Source organism: Lactobacillus kimbladii (assembly GCF_000970755.1).
Classification (GTDB): domain Bacteria; phylum Bacillota; class Bacilli; order Lactobacillales; family Lactobacillaceae; genus Lactobacillus; species Lactobacillus kimbladii.
In genome coordinates this window covers 705,958-722,968 of sequence record NZ_KQ034007.1, presented here as the reverse complement: position 1 = coordinate 722,968, position 17,011 = coordinate 705,958, and the positions used below count along the sequence as shown (strand labels likewise).

Genomic DNA, 17,011 nt, shown 5'->3' with positions numbered 1-17,011 from the left:
TTTATTCACCCCAATTTTCTCCATTCGACTTAACTAACTTTGAATACCAATAATATGAATCCTTAGGTATTCTTCTAAAATCAAGTTTATCTTCATCGGTAGTGTTAACATAAACAAAGCCATATCGTTTTGACATACCATTACCTGTACTTAGCACATCTAAAAAAGTCCAAGGGTTATATCCAAATACTTTGCAGCCATCTTGTATAGCTAGTCCAACTTGTTTAATTTGTTCACGCAAAAAGGCTATTCTTTCTGGATCGTGAACTTTTCCATCATCACTTACTTTTTCATGTTCTCCATAACCATTTTCAGTAATAATCATTGGTAATTGGTAATGATCCCAAACATAGCGCAACATATATCTTAAAGAAACAGGATCTTTTTCCCAATCCCAATCCGTGTACTCAACATATGGATTTCTTACCAATTGATACAGACCAGGAACTTTAGGGAATATTAATCCACCCTTTTTACCAGTCTTATTGAGTATATATGCTTGAGATGTATCATTTTGAGAACAATATTTTGCCGTATTTGACCGGTAGCAATTTAAACCAAAAAAGTCAATTTTAGCTTGTTTTATTAATTCCATGTCTCCAGGACGAATATCTGGATTAATTTGATATTGTTTCCAATAGTTTTTTATAAAACCATTGTATTCTCTATGCGCATAAAGATCATCCCACACTTTTTCTGTTAGTTCTTCGGCATTCATAGCAGCAATTTGATCTTGCGGATTACATGAATAAGGATAAATAGGAACATATCCAGGAACAGGCCCAATTTTGCCCCCAGGGACTAATTCATGACAAGCAATAACTGCTTTAGCGTGACACAAATTCATAACGTGGTTAACTTTCCATTTGTCTTTAAACCATGTATCTGGATGTTTATCTATTCCCAACCAATCACCATAGCAAATTTGCATGTTTTGTTCATTAATTGAAAGCCAATATTTGACACGATCGCCAAATTCGGAGAAAAGCGTTCTGGCATATTTATCAAATTCTTTTATTATCCCTCTGCCATACCAGCCATCATATTCTTTATCGATCCACACTGGCATATCATAGTGATAAATGGTAACAATTGGAGTAATATTATAATTTAATAACTCATTAATTAAATCATTATAGAAATCTATTCCTTTTTGATTCAATTTACCATCTTTAGTTGGGTAAATCCTAGACCAAGATATTGAGAATCTATAAGATGTTAAACCTGCTTTGGCCATCAATCGTATATCTTCCCTATAGTGGTGATAATGATCAGAAGCATATGTATCGTCTGCATAAGGCTTTTTCTTTCTTGAGTTTAAATCCATTAAAGATAAAGTTTTTCCGTCTTCTTCAACTGCTCCTTCAATTTGCCATGAGGATGATGATCCTCCCCATAAAAATCCCTTTGGAAATACTGGTTTTTCAATGTACTCTTTCATATCTATCTTCCTCTCTTCCTCATCTATCCAAATTATAGATTTGACTCGGAAGCAAGGCGCATCAGCATTTGAACCCTATTTATCTATAGGGTTCAAAAAAAGATTCCTGTAATTATTAGCCAAAATTGCAAGGAAGTAAGGGACACCGAACTCTCTATATATTTGAGCATTAGCAGTTTGATCAACATGACTCATAAAATATACGTATGTAAATTTATTTGTAAATTCTTTAAGTCTATTACAGGTTATTAAGATTGATTTTGAGGGACAGCTATGAACATAATCACCAATCTTTTCTGCGTATTTTCCTGTAACGGAAATAGAAAATATTAAATCTGTTTTTTGGAAATTTTCTTTTATTTTTAAAAATTGTGTTTTCGTTGTTATTGGAAAAACTATTTTTCCGCATCTTGCTAATTCGATTTGAAATTCCTTAGAAACATTATTTTCAGTATTTTCTGCGAGTATATAGAAATTAGAACAACTTTTTATTCTTTTACTTATTTTGCCCACTTCGTCAGTATTCATTCGATTGTCCAACTCACGTATAATAGCAAGAATTTCTGATGTTAAGTTTTTTCTGTAAGCAGAGTCAGTAACTATGTCCCCTTTAGAATTATTTTCAATCATGGCTTTTTTTAAATTTAAAAAATTTTCAAAACCAATTCGCTGACAATATCTTCTGATGCTGGATCGGGATACATTACACTTCTCAGCTATTGTATAAATATTAAAGTCTTTTGCCTCATAATAATGGCTAATAAAGTACTTAGCTAAAATTGTATCTATGTCACTAGAATCAACACTAATAGTTTTCGTCAAGTTTCCTAATATATTCGCTTGGACTGGATTCATTTAATATCCCTTCTTATTCTCTGAATAAAAAACATATCAAAGTATACAAAAAACACAACCCTTTTACCTATAATACCAAATATTTAAAACTAAATTTATAGATTAATAAGCCGATCAAATCTTTATTTAGATGTGAAGCTTTATCCTCTAAAGTGTGTGAATGTTTTTTAAAGAAAAATTCAGGGTAACATTAAAAGGACCATTTCTAATCTAAAATTAGAAGTTAGTCCTTTACTGGAGTTTAATAAAATAATTTTTTAGAGACAAATAATAATATTCATAGTTTTCCTAATTTACCTAAACCAGTAACTATAGTTATAAGCACTGAGAGAAACATGCAAACGGAAGCAACAACGAATATTGAATGTACTTCTGCTTTGATTAAAAACCCACTAATTAAAGACATAATTGGTCCTATAATCCTGGTTAACGAAGTTGAAATCGAAGTTATGGTGCCTTTGTATTGGTCTGGAGTTTCTGCTTGAATTATAGTAAAGAAGTTGGCTTGCGACCATACGCTACCAAACGAAACCAATGCGTAACCAAAAGTAACCCAAATAAATGACTGGACATCAAGCATAATTAGGAAGCCTACCATTATCAACAAGGCTATCCAGAATCATTTGCGTACCTAGTCTCATGTTTTTATTAATACGTAAATAAATAAAATTGCCTAGAATACTTGCAATCGCTGCTACCGTGAAAAAGATGCTGACCAAATTAACAGAAACTTTCATTTCTTGTTTTAACAAAAAAGTAAGCATGGGAACAACTGCTTGAAAGCCAATGTTTGCCACGAAAAAACTTGCGATCAGCCATTTAATATCATGATGTGCAAATAAAAAGGTGATTCCCTCTTTTGCACTTTTATTAAAAGACTTTTCACCCTTTACTGACTTTTTTTCTGTATGTAAAGGTTCATAATCTTTGATAACATAAGTTAAGTAACCAAAGCTTAAGGCATCCAGTAAAAAGCCACCTATGTAATCAATTAAATTAATAATGACAGCTGCAATACCTGGACCAAAAGTTTTTTGAATCGACGAAATTAACCCCATTTGTCCTGAAACGGATGATAGTTCTTCTTTTTTAACCGATTCGGCTATGAAAATTTGATATCCGGTCCAAGTAATTAAATCAAATGAACCAAGTATAAAGACTACTAATAAAAGCCAATATAATGAAATATTTTTGATAACCAAAAATGGTGCAATTATAATTAGCACCATTTGCATTATTAAAGAAAAGAGCATGATTTTCTTACGAGAATATATATCAAAAATGGGTCCAATTGTTAGTCCAAACAATGCTGTGGGCAGATATTCAACTGCAGTTAACAGTCCCATTATGACTGATGAATGAGTTCTAGACAGCATCAGCAATGGAATTGCAAAAGTGTAAAATTGATCACCCAGTCCTGAAATGGCATAGCCTAAAAGTAGTTTGTTTTTTTGTGTTAAATTTTTCATTGTGACTTCTTTTTAAATTTACGACAGACTATGTACTTAACTATTACAACGCACATAATTTGCCGTTTTTAAGTTTAAATTAATTTAAGTAGTTTTATTGTTAGTAAGATAGTTTTTAAATCAGATCGTTTTTTGATTTATTTTTAGTATAATAAATATATATAAATTGAATAGCAAATTTTCTTAAGATTTGTCCATAAAGCCAGCGATAAAAAACCTAAGGTAAATGTTTTTAGGAGGAAATGATGAATAAGAAATTACTAGTAATGACTCCTACAATTTTAGCAGCAGTATCATTAACGGCTTGCAGTAGTTCTAATAACGACACTCAAGGCGGAACAAAAGTAACTAAATCTTCAAAGAAAAAGGCACAGCCTAAAATTAAGTTCTACAAAAAAGGTGATACTGTAAAAGTTGGTAAGGTGGAATACACACTCAAATCAGCAGCTAAAACTAGTGAACGCAATGAATTTGAGGATAGCAAGCCTAAAAATGTAATTAAAATAGTCTACCATGTGAAGAATGATAGCAAAAAAGATCTACCTATTGGTGGCGATGTAGATGCATATGGCCCTGATAATTCGAAACTTAAAGATTATCCAGTAAACGATACTACACTTGATTCAATTGCTCCAGGCAAAGAAGCAGACGTTATAACTGGTTTTGGAACAAAAAAGCTTGGTTCTTTTGAGTTGCATTTTAAACCGTTAACTGATTTTGATTCTAAATCAGCTAAATTTAAAGTTAATATAAAATAATTTTTTATTGTAATATAAAAAAGCTTTTAAGAATACGCTTGGAAAACTAGTTCTTAATAGCTTAAAAACAACAGGGTTATGCCCTTTTGCATACCCTATTATAACATAGGAGATAAAATTTAAAATGGCTTATATTAAAAAACGTGGTAAATCTTGGCAGGCTCAGGTATCTTGGTATGACGAACAAAATAAACGCAAATACAAGACTAAAAGTGGCTTTGCAACAAAAATGCAAGCTAAAAAATGGGCTAATGAATTTGAAGTCGCTAAAGACAAAAACTTAATATCAGATCAAGATCCAATTTTTGCAGATTATTTTGAAGAATGGTATGAACGTTACAAAGCTCCAGGAAAATCAAATAATACCAAAAATAGATATGCCCATATTTACCTACTTTTAAAAGAAACCTTTGGCAAAACTAAGTTATCAAAAATGTCCCGTAATAAATATCAGGACTTTCTTAATGGCTATGGTAAAAATCATGCAAAAGATACAGTTCAGAAAACTAACGGTACAATTAGAAGCTGCGTAAAGGATGCTGTAAGTGATGGCTTAGTTAGAATTAATTTCACTGATAGAATTAATTTAACTTGGAACGAAGACAAAACAAGAAAAATAGAATATCTCAATTTTAAGCAAGTTCAGCAATTAAAGACTCTGTTACTTAAAGATATTAAGCCATCATATGTCAGTCGATATATGCTATTAACAATTATCTATACTGGCATGAGGCCAGGAGAAATAAGAGTTTTAACTTGGGACGATATAGATTTTAATCATCTTGAAATACATATTACCAAGTCCTGGGATTATGATAATAATAAAATTATTAATTATGATTCTAATGAGATTAATAAAGAAACCAAAAATAAAACTTCAACTAGAGTAATCAAAGTTGATCAGAAACTATTAGACATATTAAAACAATTAAAAGTAAATAATCATCAAAGATTGTTTATTGATAGTGCAGGTACCATTCCTACTTCAAATGCAGTTAATAAAGTTTTACGAAAACAATTAGATAAATTAGGAATTAAGAAGAAAGGTTTCCATTTCCACAGCCTAAGACATACCCATGTAGCATTGCTTTTATTTAAGGGAGTAGATCTATACTCTATTTCAAAGAGATTAGGTCATTCAAATATGAGTATTACAGCTAATACATATGCTTACATGTTGGATGAACTTAAACAGAAATCTGATAGTCAAATTGTCAAAGTGCTTGATGAAATATAACAAGTCAGCGAGCATTTAGCGAACATCAATACATAAAAAGCCTTTAACCACAACGGTTAGAGGCTTTTATTTATGGAGGTGAGGGGAATTGAACCCCTGTCCAAACGCATTCCGTCACTGACATCTACGATCATAGTTATATTATTTGAACTTCACTAGTCCAAAACGCCATATAACAGGGCTAGTATGGACTAGCTAACCTGAAATGACTCTTTTTAACTATTCAGATGAGGTAGTTAAACGTAACTCACTAAGTTGATACTTGCATTCAAACGTGAGTAATTCGAAAACAAGCAACACATGCGCCTAAACTAGGCAGCTAATGCGTAAGAATTTTCTTTATTTGCAGTTATAAAACTGTGACGTTTTTACGTAGACGTGACCTACGAACCGCAGTCAATGCGAATCTACGCCTGTCGAATCCCAAAACACCCCCGCTTTGGGTAAAAACAATTATAGCATAATATAGCAATCTTGCCTAATAATAAATCAAACGCAGAACTATAAAATTAAATTTAATTAAAAATATTTTTTAAACATTTATTTACACAATAAATTGTACTTGATAAAAATTCTTATAGAATATATAGTATTTTGTCTTAACTGCGCACTAAATTACTATTAAATATTGGTTAGTGCAATACTATTAAACCTAGCCTGCCATAAAATGCCAATTCAAAGTAAAAGAAAACCGCTAAGAAAGTTTCTTAACGGTTCATCTATTTTTCTATATTATTAATTTAAATGTGCTAATCGAACAACATCACGTTCAATCATTAATTCCTCATCAGTTGGAATAATTAGAGCTTTGATCTTTGAATCTGGTTTAGTAATAAATTTCTCGCCATTAGATTTATTAGCTTCTAAATCTGGCTTTAAGCCAATGAATTCAAAAGATTTCATAACATTTTCACGAATACCAGAATCATGCTCCCCTACACCAGCGGTGAAAATAATTGCATCTGCACCCTTCATTTCCACCATATAAGAACCAATATATTGGATAACACGATTAACAAAAATTGCTCTTGCAAGATCAGCTTTTTTATCAGAATTATTCTCTAAGTCACGCATATCAGAAGAAATTTCAGAAATTCCCAGCAGGCCAGACTTATCATTTAAAATGTCAATCATTTCGTTGATATCAATATGGTCTTTATTCATGATATACTGCAAAACAGACGGGTCCACATCACCTGAGCGAGTACCCATAGTGATACCTGCTAATGGAGTGAAGCCCATAGATGTATCAAAAGACTTGCCATCTTTAACTGCAGTAATTGAAGCTCCTGAGCCAAGGTGACAAACAATCAGCCTCAAATCTTTGGCATCTTTACCAAGCATTTGAGCAGCACGACCAACAATATAACGAACAGAAGTGCCATGAGCACCATACTTGCGAACACCATATTTTTCATAATATTGATAAGGAATTGAGTACATATAATGTACAGGATCCAAAGTCTGATGGAATGAGGTATCGAAAACGCCTACTTCCGGAACACCAGGTAGCAACTTCATAAAGGCTTCAATTCCTTTACCTTCAGCTGGATTATGAAGTGGTGCATATTCCTTTAAATCATAAACTTTTTGTAGATTTTTCTTATCAATCAGAGCAGAATCTTTAAAGTCTTCTCCCCCCGCAACTATTCTATGACCAACACCTACAATTTCACTCAAATCGCTAATCACATGATATTCTTTTAAAGCCTTAAGCAGCAAATTAACAGCAGTTTCCTGATCTGGAATTGCTACATCCTCAGCGTGTTTTTCACCATTAGCCAATTCAATTTCAAAGGAAGAGCCATCAATACCAACTCTGTCAGCAAGTCCACTTGCTAAAACTTTTTCTTCAGGTAAAGCAAACAACTTATATTTAAATGAAGAACTGCCTGAGTTGATTGCTAAAACTTTTTTCATAAATCTAATTCCTCCATAAACATGACTTTATAAATTTCACAAATCAATCAATGTTTTTAGTATACCACTCATTTAGTTTAACATTAAGCTTTATTAGGTCCTGTTCACTTTTAAATGAGTCTAACTTTGTGAGAAAAACTTCACTATTTCTGATATCTTTTCCATGATTTTGAAAGACTACAATTGATTTTTGATTAAATTTATTCTGAAAGGCACTATCGGGTAACTCAATTATTGCACGCAGAAAAACTTTATCACTTAGCCATGGCATAAAGTCACTACCACCTTTGCCAGACAAAATATTTTGTGGCACAATCAGGAAAGCATAACCGCCGGCTTTAAGATTTTTAATAATCTGTTCAATAAATAAAAGATGAGCAAGCGAGTGACCATTTTCAGATTTGGTAGCAAAATTTTTTGCATTTTTATCAAGTGGATAATAACCAACTGGCAAGTCACTTACGACAACATCAGGGCTGTTAAACATCCAGGGAGTTAAAGCATCCTGGCAAAACAATTCAATATCAATATTACTCAAATGAGCTTCAATATCAGCAAAGCTCAACATTTCTTCATCATTATCAATACCATAAAGTTCAAAATCAGACTTCGAATGATTTGCACTTTTCAACTGATTAATCACAGAAAACAATAAATTCCCAGTTCCAATTGCTGGATCAGTGATTATCAATTTTTCTTTTGGTAAAAGTTTTAACATAAACATTGCAATCACTGTTGAAATCGCTGGCGGTGTTGGCATTTGATTGACATCTAGTCCATCTTCATTAACCGCTTTTAAAGTTAAATAAGTAAAAATCTGCAACTTTAATTTATTGGAAAGTTTATTATATTTTAATCTTGCATATTTGTGACTCAATTCTTGAATAGTTTTTTTATCGGGAGCACCCAGCTCAACTTTAATTTGCTTATTTTCAAGGTTATCAAAAGTTTCTGTCAGAGCATCCCCAAAAGAGACATTCAATGCCTCTTGTAAACACTTAACACAGTCTAAGAAATCATTAAACAGTTTTTCAATTTTATCCATTGCTTATTCCCCTTATCTCTTAAACATTTTAATAGAAAAAAGGTAATTAGAGCAAGAGAATCAATCATTAATTAAATATTCAATTAATAAAAAATCATTTTCCATACTTTCTTGATAAATATCCAGATAAAATTGAATAAAAATTAAACAAGTGATTAATACCAGAATGCTGCTAAGAAACGCGTTAGCTTTTAGTCTTAGACTTTTGTTTTTGCTCATTTAATTCCTTTTCTTTATTTTTTGGTCTAGTGCCAAATTTGAAATATAACTCTGATTTTCTGCCATCTGCTTCCGTAACATTTATTTGCAACATTTTATCTCTAGTGGTAAAACTGGACTTTTTTACATTTAATAATAGCGGCATGTGTCCACCTTCAGGAGTTGTCACACGTAACATCTTTTTATATTGTGTCAAACGATATATTGTATCGTTTCCTTGCGCATCAATTTTTTCAAAAACTGCTTTTTCAGAATTGGATCTCTCTGGTAAAGTAAATACTCTTTGGCTACTTTTGCCCTTAATAAATCGGTTTAGCTGCACGTAAGAAAATACAATGTCGTCAGTGCGATGTTGAACTTTATTTGCTAATGTAAGACTTTTTAATAAGTTCTGTAGAATCAGTACTACGATCAATGTTATAAAGACCACAAACACAGCTTCTGCCAAAATAAAGCCCTTAGTTTTTAATTTTGTATATCTTTTCTTCTGTTTTATCATAAATGCTATTTTTACCACTAAGCTCATAAATGTGATCATGAACTAATATTCTTTTTATTTCATGCTCTTTTAAAACGCGCCAAGCATATGCTCGATCTGTTTTTTGCTCTATTCTGCGCTCGATTATTCTACTTTCTCTCACAGTTAATGCTAAAGTTGCAACACTTACTAATGCAATCATTAAACCAACCATACTCTCTGCCATCAAAAAACCGCTTTTTTTCCTATTTGTCATCAATTGCTCGTCCCCAGGTCATTTGCAGCTTCACTCTTCGAGTATCTTGATGGTTACTAACAGTGATTGTGTGTGGTGGTAATGAACCACTAATTGAAATTTTCAATAGGCTTAAGTTGCTTATACTTATTTGTGGTTCTATTTTTATTATCTGCGGCTTTTTTCCTCCGGTAATTATTATTTCTTTTAAAGAAGGATAATATCTAACTATACTTGTGCGATTTTGTATTGCTGATCTTCTTGCTGCATGTTCAATAGAGCTCTTAATTTCTTTAACTGTATTTTCAAGTATTAGTTTTTCTCTATATTCATTTATTTTTAGAGCACCTAAACCAGCTAAACCAAGCGTAATAGTGAGGGTAACAACCATTTCAACTAGAGTAAAACCCTGTAATTTGAACTTATTTAGCATTTCTTTCAACTACACCATCAGTAACCGTATAGTTTTTAGACTTTGTAAATTGTTTTTTAGTTAAATAGCCATCATCAAACATATTTTGAAAATTAATTTCTTTACCATTACGATCTTTGTCATCTTCGTAAAGTGTAGCTTGAGTTTGCAAGGTTGTTTTAAAAGCATCATTAGTCCTTTCTTTAGCACTATTTTTTTGCTTTGTTAAATTTGGTGCAATGATTATAAGCAACATAACTATAATTGCAACCACTACTACCATTTCAATTAAAGTAAACCCTTTTACCTTGCGTTTCTTAGGTGCAAATTTTGTCAAAATGTTTTTCATTTTTTCCTCCTATATTTCTTGCATCATTGCATACATTGGCAATAAAAGTTTCAAATATAATCCAATAATGCATAAACCGATTAAAATAAAACAAATGGGTTGAACATTTACTATTAATTTCTCAATCTTTTGTGTTAAATCATTAAAAAAAGAACGTCCTAATAATAAAAACTTTTTACTCAAGTCATCTCTTGTTGCTCCGGCTTTTAACAGCAATAAAATTTCATTAGGTAAAAATTGCTCTTTTTCTATGATTTCTTCAGGATTCATCCCCTGAGACAGCTGTCTACCGACTTTTTTCCCTACATATTGTTGTAAAGATCCCTTAACTTGCATGGCTGAATAGTCACAAATTTTTTGTAAGGAAAAACCACTAGCTAGTAGTAGTCCGGTATCATAGATCAGGATATATTTCACATAAATTTGAATTAACGGCCCGATAATTGGAAAGCCACTAAGTCTCTTCAAAGAGCGATAATCTTGTTTTCTTAGTAGCAGAAGTATTCTGCTCATAAAATAAACTAAGCCTAAACTCAAAATTAATAAAAGCAATAGCAGATAGTCTCCAGTATGTTCACCTGTTTCAGCAAACTGATTAGATACAAAAGTCTGCATAAATAATAGAAGAAAAATCATCATTAACACTAAAATAAAAGGGTATGTCATTTCAGATTTCAACTTTTTTATTTGCTCATGTTTCAAACGAGTAAGAGTTGCAATTTGGGTTAAACATTCAATTAGGTTTCCCTGTACCATCGATAGCTCAATCTGAGTAGCAATAGTCTTGGGAAAGCCCAAATTCAACATTTCAGAACTTAATTTCTTTCCAGACTGAATTCTTTTACTCAAACTATTAAATAAAATTTTCTTTTGAGGCCATATTATTGGCATCATTTCCAAACTCGTATTTAATGAAAAGCCATTTGACAAACTATTTTGTAAATATTCAAGAAATTCTAAGCGCTCTTTATTTGATAATTTATCCTGCCTGAAATTTTTCAAAGACCTGTTCACTAATTTGATTCCTCTCCTTTAGCTTGACCATATTTTGGTGCCAATTAACATAATCACCTCGCTTATGCTTGCTTATGTCCGCTCGTAATTGGCTTCCACAATCAATGTCCATTAAGCAGGCAAAACCTTTATCAGTTGGCAATAGTCGTTGATAACTGACTGCGGTCAAACAGTTATAGAGATCCGCCGTGTTAATCTGCAGACTTTCTAATCTCGAAATGGTCTGCAAAGTACTTTTAGCATGGACAGTTGCTAAAACAAGATGACCACTTAAAGCAGCATCTACTGCAAGCCTTGCCGTTATCGCATTTCTAATTTCACCAATTATTAAAATATCTGGTCTATGGCGCAAAGCTGCTTCAAGCAACCTGGAATATGTAATTTCTGCCGTGAGATTAACCTGCGTTTGCAAAAAATTTATTTCATGTATTTCCACTGGATCTTCAATTGTCATGACCATCTGATTCTGACCAATCATTTTGGCCAAGTTATACATAGTTGTAGTCTTACCAGAGCCAGTTGGACCACTAGTGACTATTAATCCTCTTTGATGCGCCAAAGTTTTCAGAATTTCTATTTGCTCATCAAAAAAATATTCACCTGTATTTATTTGATAAATAATTCTAATTACCAGTGATTCACAGTCATTAAAGTCTCCAATACTGGATAAACGCAGATAATATATTTGATCATGAAAATGATACTCAAAAGCTCCTACCTGTGGCCTGCGATGTTCGGCAATATCCATTTGAGCAGCAAATTTCAAAAAATTGATCATTTCTTTGCCTTCATTTATGGAATATTCAGCTTGATTTTCTAAGCCAGTTATTGTGCGAAATTTAACAACTAAATTATCACCAACTATTAAAAAGAAAATGTCGCTCGCATGCTCATTTATCGCATCTTCAATTAAAGAATTAACAGCTGCTTTGATTTTCATAAAAACCTCCTTTCCTTGCTACCATAATTAATTACGCAAAAAAGCAAATTTTTTTCAGATATATTTAAAAAAGACTGGAAATCTTCACAATTAAATTTATAAAATAGATATCAGAAATTATTCAGGCTTTGATTAAATTTTATTTACTCAAACAAAAAAGCCGTACGTTAGTGCTGCTTTTACTCATTAAATACTCATTCATAATACGATTTAAAAACATACTTATGAAAGAAGACAAGGCAGAAAAATTAAAAAATAATTTTAGACATAAAAAATTCTCTAAAATCGAATTTTCGATTCTAGAGAACCCATTAAATTAAATAAATATTTTCTTATTCTTCGTCAGCTGCAGCCGTATAGACATTCTGAACGTCATCGTCATCTTCTAGAGCATCAACTAAATGGTCAAATTGCTCTTTTTTGTCATCTGGCACAGGCGTGGTATTTTCAGGTATCATTGTCAACTCTGCATTGGCTAATTTATAACCATCTTTTTCAAGTGCATCCCGAACTTGTGCAAATTGTTTCGGATCTGTATAAATTTCATAAGCATCATCGCTAGTTTGCAAGTCATCTCCACCAGCATCCATAACGTCAAGTAACATCTGATCTTCATCAGCATCAGTGGTTGTGCGATCAATGACAATATAACCTTTACGATTGAACATATAAGCAACAGAACCAGTTGCTCCTAAAGAACCACCATTACGAGTAAACGCTACTCTAACTGCAGAAGCTGTCCGGTTCTTATTATCAGTCAGTGCTTCAACAAAGATAGCCACACCACCTGGTGCATAACCCTCATAAGTAATTTCATCATAATGTTCTTCTGAATTGCCTTCTGCCTTTTTAATAGCACGGTCAATATTTGACTTAGGCATATTGTTAGCATGGGCCTTGTCCATTACCATGCGCAAGTTAGGATTTCCGGAAGGGTCAGGACCACCATTCTTTGCAGCCATGTAAATTTCACGAGATAATTTTTGGAAAATCTTACCCCTCTTTGCGTCTTGTGCATTCTTGCGGCCTTGAATATTGTGCCATTTTGAGTGTCCTGACATTTAAGAATCCTTCTTTCTTTTCTTATCATTAACGTTATTATCTTACCGCACAGGACCATAAATTTCAATACAAGCAACTATTTCTCCTGCTTTTTTAATTAAATATGAATGTGCTTTCATTAAAATAAGTTTCTCTAGCCTCTGGTCATCTTTTTATTTAATTAGTAAAATAAAAACATTAGTTGTTTTTCAAAGGAGAGAACTTTAGTGGAAGAAATAAATGCAAATAAAAAATATATTTCTTGGCCCGTTTTAACCTTGATGGCTTTTTGTACCGTTATTGGGTTAGACGATATAATGTACAACTTCCAAAACCAAGGAATGCCAGTTGTTACTTCATGGATTATCATGTGTTTATTCTATGTTATTCCTTATTCTTTAATGGTTGGGCAACTGGGATCTGTTTTCAACAGTGAAGGTGGCGGTTTATCTTCTTGGGTTCGTGGAACTAATGGCGAATTTCTGGGATATTTTACAGCCTGGACTTACTGGGCTGCTTCCATTCCCTATGCGGTTGATTCTGCTAATGAAATTATAGTTGACATTGGTTGGGCACTGACAGGTTCGGAAAAGTTTCAAAGCCAAATTTCTAACACAAAATTTGCGTTAATGACATTTGCCATGTTTATTATTTTCATTATTGTTGAACATTACTTTTCGCACTCAATGGAAGTTTTATCTACTATTGGCGGTGGCCTCATGCTTATTATGACCTTGATGTTTGTTTTCCTGGCATTTCTAGGACTGGCAAAATCAGGAGGTCATATGGCTACCCAACCGTTTACCTGGCGGACATTAATTCCCAAATTTGACATGCATTATTGGACAACTATCGCAATGCTCATTTATGCCTTAAATGGCTGTGAACTGGTTGCTCCTTATGTGACCAAAATGAAAAAGCCTAAGTCTGATTTTCCTAAAGCAATGATTGCACTTGCTTTAATGACTATTTTTTTAACAGTTTTTGGTTCATTTGCACTGGGAATATATTTTAACAGTTATCATATTCCCAACGATTTAAAAATGAACGGAGCTTATTACGTATTTGACATGGTCGGACACCAATACGGCTTAGGCAAAACTTTGCTTTATGTCTGGGCTTGGACTTCTGTTTTCTACAACGCTGCTTTATTAGCAGTACTACTTGACGCGATGACCAGAATGCTTATTTCCGATACTGGTGATAAGTACATGCCTAAATTTTTACAGAAAAAAGATAAAAATGGTCTGCCGATCAATGGTTACGTATTAACCGTTTCTTTATCGGCATTTATCATGCTCTTAGGTATCTTTTTACCAGACATGAACGACATTTTCAATTGGCTGCTAAACCTGAATGGCATCATCTCACCGGGAGTAACTTGCTGGATATTTTTCTCCTTCATGCAAATTAGGAAAAACTCTAAAAAGTTTACTTCAGACTATGTCTTTATTAAAAATGATAAATTAGGATATCTGGCTGGACTATTTTTATTAATAGTTACTGCTGCAGCTACTATCTTAGGCATTGCACCACAAGATATAAAAAAATTCAGCGGTTATTGGTGGTATGAACTAATCATCAACATAATTGCCATTATTGTTTTAATTGGCTTAGGTGTGATATTACCAAGCATCAGACGTCGTGAAGAAGAGTATGGCATTGCATTTAACCGCAAACAGTGGATCACTATGTTCATCTTAATCATTGGTTCAATTATCTTTGACCTTTATTTAGGCGAAAAAAATGCTTTATTTAATAATGCGGTCATTAATTTTGGTCAGGTAAAAATTGGTATAAATATCTTTTTGATTCTTATCGAAACAGTATTCGCAATTTTAATCTGCTGGCTAGTTGGCAAAAGAAAACCCATTACAACTAAATAAATATAGATAAAAGCAGGAATGTTGCTAATAACATTTCTGCTTTTGCTTTTATTTTGCTTTTAAATTAATGAATATCTGGAGTTAAACCTGACAATAATTACTATATAATATACCTGAGAACTTATATTAAGGAGATTAAAATGACACATATTCCCTTTAAAGCTGTAGCAGTAGACATGGACGGTACTTTTGAAAATGATGACAAACAATATGATCATCAACGCTTTGAAAAAGTTTTAACTAAATTGAGGCAACACCACGTTCATTTTATTGTTTCCAGTGGCAGACCATTATCACGGTTGCGCCAAGATTTCTTTGATTTCTTGGACAGAATTGATATTGTAGCTGATAATGGTTCAATTCTCACTCAAGACAATAAAATAATTGTTCGTCACGTTTTTACCTATAAAACGGGTATTAAACTGATCAGTTTTATTGAAAATAATTATCCACAAGTACATATTGCTGCTAGTGGGTTAGATCATTCTTATATTAACAAAAAAGCCCCGACTCAATTCAAAAATATGATGCATTTCTTTTACCCCAATGTAGTCGAAATTGCAAAATTAGTTGATATCCCTACAAGCGATAGTTTAACAAAGCTAACTCTAAACTGTTCTTCCAAGCTCGCTGGCGAACTAGAAAAAAAGTTCAATCAAACAAACCCTGAACATATTCACTGTACTACCAGTGGTTTCGATAATATTGACGTTATGCCCAACAATGTTAATAAAGGGCAAGGCATTAAATATTTTTTGAGGTATTTTAATGTTAAGCCAGAAGAACTCATAGCGTTTGGAGATGGCATGAATGACCGTGAAATGATTGAATTGGCTGGGTACAGTTATGCGATGAAAAACGGTCATGAAAAACTTAAAAAGATTGCAAAATATGAAGCACCATCAAATAATGACATGGGCGTTTTACAAGTATTAGAAAGTTTTCTAGATTAAAATAAGTTTATATCAGTTATTTTAAAATCAATAAGGACAGATTTTCATGAGTTATATTGACGTAAGACACAACTACAAACGCTATCAAACTGGAGATACTGAAATATTAGCCAATAATGATGTCAGTTTTACCGTGGAAAAAGGTGAATTGGCTATTATTTTAGGTGCATCAGGAGCAGGTAAATCCACGATTTTAAATATTTTGGGCGGAATGGATACTAATAGTTCCGGGGATGTTATTATTGATGGCAAAAATATTGCCAAATACAATAAAAGACAATTAACTGGCTATCGCCGCACTGACATTGGTTTTGTTTTTCAATTTTATAATTTAATTCAAAACCTAACAGCAAGAGAAAACGTAGAATTGGCATCGGAAATAGTTCCAGATGCACTCGATCCGGTCAAAACTTTGATAGATGTTGGTCTTAAAAACCGCATTAATAATTTTCCTGCAGAACTTTCAGGTGGTGAACAACAAAGAGTGGCAATTGCTCGGGCAATTGCCAAGAACCCCAAAATTTTACTTTGTGATGAACCAACAGGTGCACTTGATTATCAAACTGGAAAAAGCGTTTTGCAAACCATTATCAACATGAGTCGTGACAATGGTACTACAGTAGTGATAGTTACTCATAATAGTGCTTTAGCTCCTCTTGCTAACCGTGTGATTCACTTTCATGACGGCAAAGTTACTCAAATTGAAGAGAACACGAATCCGGCAGATGTTGCCAGTGTTAAATGGTAGAAAAGGCTAAT

The 17,011-nt window shown here is 32.8% G+C and carries 18 protein-coding genes and 1 other RNA gene; 6 read left to right on the top strand and 13 right to left on the bottom strand.

Annotated elements, in window-relative coordinates; translation table 11 throughout:
* Position 1: 1 nt before the first annotated feature.
* Both JF75_RS03970 and JF75_RS03965 read right to left on the bottom strand, forming a co-directional pair.
* Positions 2 to 1,441: a glycoside hydrolase family 1 protein gene (locus JF75_RS03970; protein WP_046331934.1), complete on the bottom strand. Its 1,440-nt coding sequence runs from the start codon at positions 1,439 to 1,441 to the stop codon at positions 2 to 4.
* A gap of 75 nt (positions 1,442 to 1,516) precedes the next feature.
* A complete protein-coding gene (locus tag JF75_RS03965; RefSeq protein WP_046331933.1) occupies positions 1,517 to 2,296 on the bottom strand; it encodes a MurR/RpiR family transcriptional regulator in 780 nt (259 codons plus the stop codon).
* Between the two features lie 335 nt (positions 2,297 to 2,631).
* On the opposite strand from JF75_RS03965, the gene JF75_RS10665 reads away from it, so the two are divergent.
* Positions 2,632 to 2,781, top strand: a complete 150-nt coding sequence (locus tag JF75_RS10665) for a hypothetical protein (RefSeq protein ID WP_245190710.1) — start codon at positions 2,632 to 2,634, stop codon at positions 2,779 to 2,781.
* Between the two features lie 87 nt (positions 2,782 to 2,868).
* Here JF75_RS10665 and JF75_RS03960 read toward each other — a convergent pair whose 3' ends face one another.
* Complete coding sequence (locus tag JF75_RS03960) at positions 2,869 to 3,765, bottom strand: MFS transporter (protein WP_245190709.1); 897 nt, start codon at positions 3,763 to 3,765, stop codon at positions 2,869 to 2,871.
* A 245-nt stretch (positions 3,766 to 4,010) separates the two neighbouring features.
* On the opposite strand from JF75_RS03960, the gene JF75_RS03955 reads away from it, so the two are divergent.
* Together JF75_RS03955 and JF75_RS03950 are read left to right on the top strand one after the other, a co-directional pair.
* Positions 4,011 to 4,523, top strand: a complete 513-nt coding sequence (locus tag JF75_RS03955; RefSeq protein ID WP_046331932.1) for a hypothetical protein — start codon at positions 4,011 to 4,013, stop codon at positions 4,521 to 4,523.
* A 124-nt stretch (positions 4,524 to 4,647) separates the two neighbouring features.
* Positions 4,648 to 5,760 (top strand): site-specific integrase, encoded by a 1,113-nt coding sequence (locus JF75_RS03950; RefSeq protein ID WP_046331931.1) that lies wholly within the window; start codon positions 4,648 to 4,650, stop codon positions 5,758 to 5,760.
* A 70-nt stretch (positions 5,761 to 5,830) separates the two neighbouring features.
* Here JF75_RS03950 and ssrA read toward each other — a convergent pair.
* The 10 genes from ssrA to JF75_RS03905 all read right to left on the bottom strand — a co-directional run bounded on the left by ssrA (position 5,831) and on the right by JF75_RS03905 (position 13,433).
* Positions 5,831 to 6,196, bottom strand: a transfer-messenger RNA (tmRNA) gene (gene ssrA, locus JF75_RS10255).
* Between the two features lie 299 nt (positions 6,197 to 6,495).
* A complete protein-coding gene (locus JF75_RS03945; protein WP_046331930.1) occupies positions 6,496 to 7,680 on the bottom strand; it encodes an acetate/propionate family kinase in 1,185 nt (394 codons plus the stop codon).
* 43 nt (positions 7,681 to 7,723) lie between these two features.
* Positions 7,724 to 8,725: a class I SAM-dependent methyltransferase gene (locus tag JF75_RS03940; protein WP_046331929.1), complete on the bottom strand. Its 1,002-nt coding sequence runs from the start codon at positions 8,723 to 8,725 to the stop codon at positions 7,724 to 7,726.
* A 184-nt stretch (positions 8,726 to 8,909) separates the two neighbouring features.
* Entirely contained in the window at positions 8,910 to 9,392 is a 483-nt protein-coding gene (locus tag JF75_RS03935; RefSeq protein ID WP_167334210.1) for a ComGF family competence protein, read from the bottom strand.
* A gap of 10 nt (positions 9,393 to 9,402) precedes the next feature.
* Complete coding sequence (locus JF75_RS03930; RefSeq protein WP_052726868.1) at positions 9,403 to 9,678, bottom strand: hypothetical protein; 276 nt, start codon at positions 9,676 to 9,678, stop codon at positions 9,403 to 9,405.
* Positions 9,668 to 10,090 (bottom strand): pilus assembly FimT family protein, encoded by a 423-nt coding sequence (locus JF75_RS03925; RefSeq protein ID WP_245190728.1) that lies wholly within the window; start codon positions 10,088 to 10,090, stop codon positions 9,668 to 9,670. Before JF75_RS03925 ends, JF75_RS03930 begins: the two co-directional genes overlap by 11 nt.
* Positions 10,080 to 10,418 (bottom strand): competence type IV pilus major pilin ComGC, encoded by a 339-nt coding sequence (gene comGC, locus JF75_RS03920; protein ID WP_046331926.1) that lies wholly within the window; start codon positions 10,416 to 10,418, stop codon positions 10,080 to 10,082. Before comGC ends, JF75_RS03925 begins: the two co-directional genes overlap by 11 nt.
* Positions 10,419 to 10,427: 9 nt before the next feature.
* The gene (locus JF75_RS03915) at positions 10,428 to 11,432 is read right to left on the bottom strand and encodes a type II secretion system F family protein (protein ID WP_046331925.1); all 1,005 of its coding nucleotides are present in this window, start codon (positions 11,430 to 11,432) and stop codon (positions 10,428 to 10,430) included.
* Positions 11,398 to 12,372 carry a competence type IV pilus ATPase ComGA gene (gene comGA / locus JF75_RS03910; protein WP_046331924.1) on the bottom strand — a complete coding sequence of 325 codons (975 nt, stop codon included), beginning with the start codon at positions 12,370 to 12,372 and terminating at the stop codon, positions 11,398 to 11,400. Before comGA ends, JF75_RS03915 begins: the two co-directional genes overlap by 35 nt.
* A 332-nt stretch (positions 12,373 to 12,704) precedes the next feature.
* Positions 12,705 to 13,433 (bottom strand): YebC/PmpR family DNA-binding transcriptional regulator, encoded by a 729-nt coding sequence (locus JF75_RS03905; RefSeq protein ID WP_034977621.1) that lies wholly within the window; start codon positions 13,431 to 13,433, stop codon positions 12,705 to 12,707.
* A 261-nt stretch (positions 13,434 to 13,694) separates the two neighbouring features.
* Here JF75_RS03905 and JF75_RS03900 point away from each other — a divergent pair, with 261 nt between their 5' ends.
* The 3 genes from JF75_RS03900 (at position 13,695) to JF75_RS03890 (ending at position 17,000) form a co-directional block, all read left to right on the top strand.
* Entirely contained in the window at positions 13,695 to 15,299 is a 1,605-nt protein-coding gene (locus JF75_RS03900) for an APC family permease (protein ID WP_379859264.1), read from the top strand.
* 140 nt (positions 15,300 to 15,439) lie between these two features.
* On the top strand, positions 15,440 to 16,252 hold the full coding sequence (locus JF75_RS03895) for a Cof-type HAD-IIB family hydrolase (RefSeq protein ID WP_045927857.1): 813 nt from the start codon (positions 15,440 to 15,442) through the stop codon (positions 16,250 to 16,252).
* Between the two features lie 46 nt (positions 16,253 to 16,298).
* Positions 16,299 to 17,000 (top strand): ABC transporter ATP-binding protein, encoded by a 702-nt coding sequence (locus tag JF75_RS03890; protein WP_045927856.1) that lies wholly within the window; start codon positions 16,299 to 16,301, stop codon positions 16,998 to 17,000.
* The last annotated feature ends 11 nt before the right edge of the window (positions 17,001 to 17,011 follow it).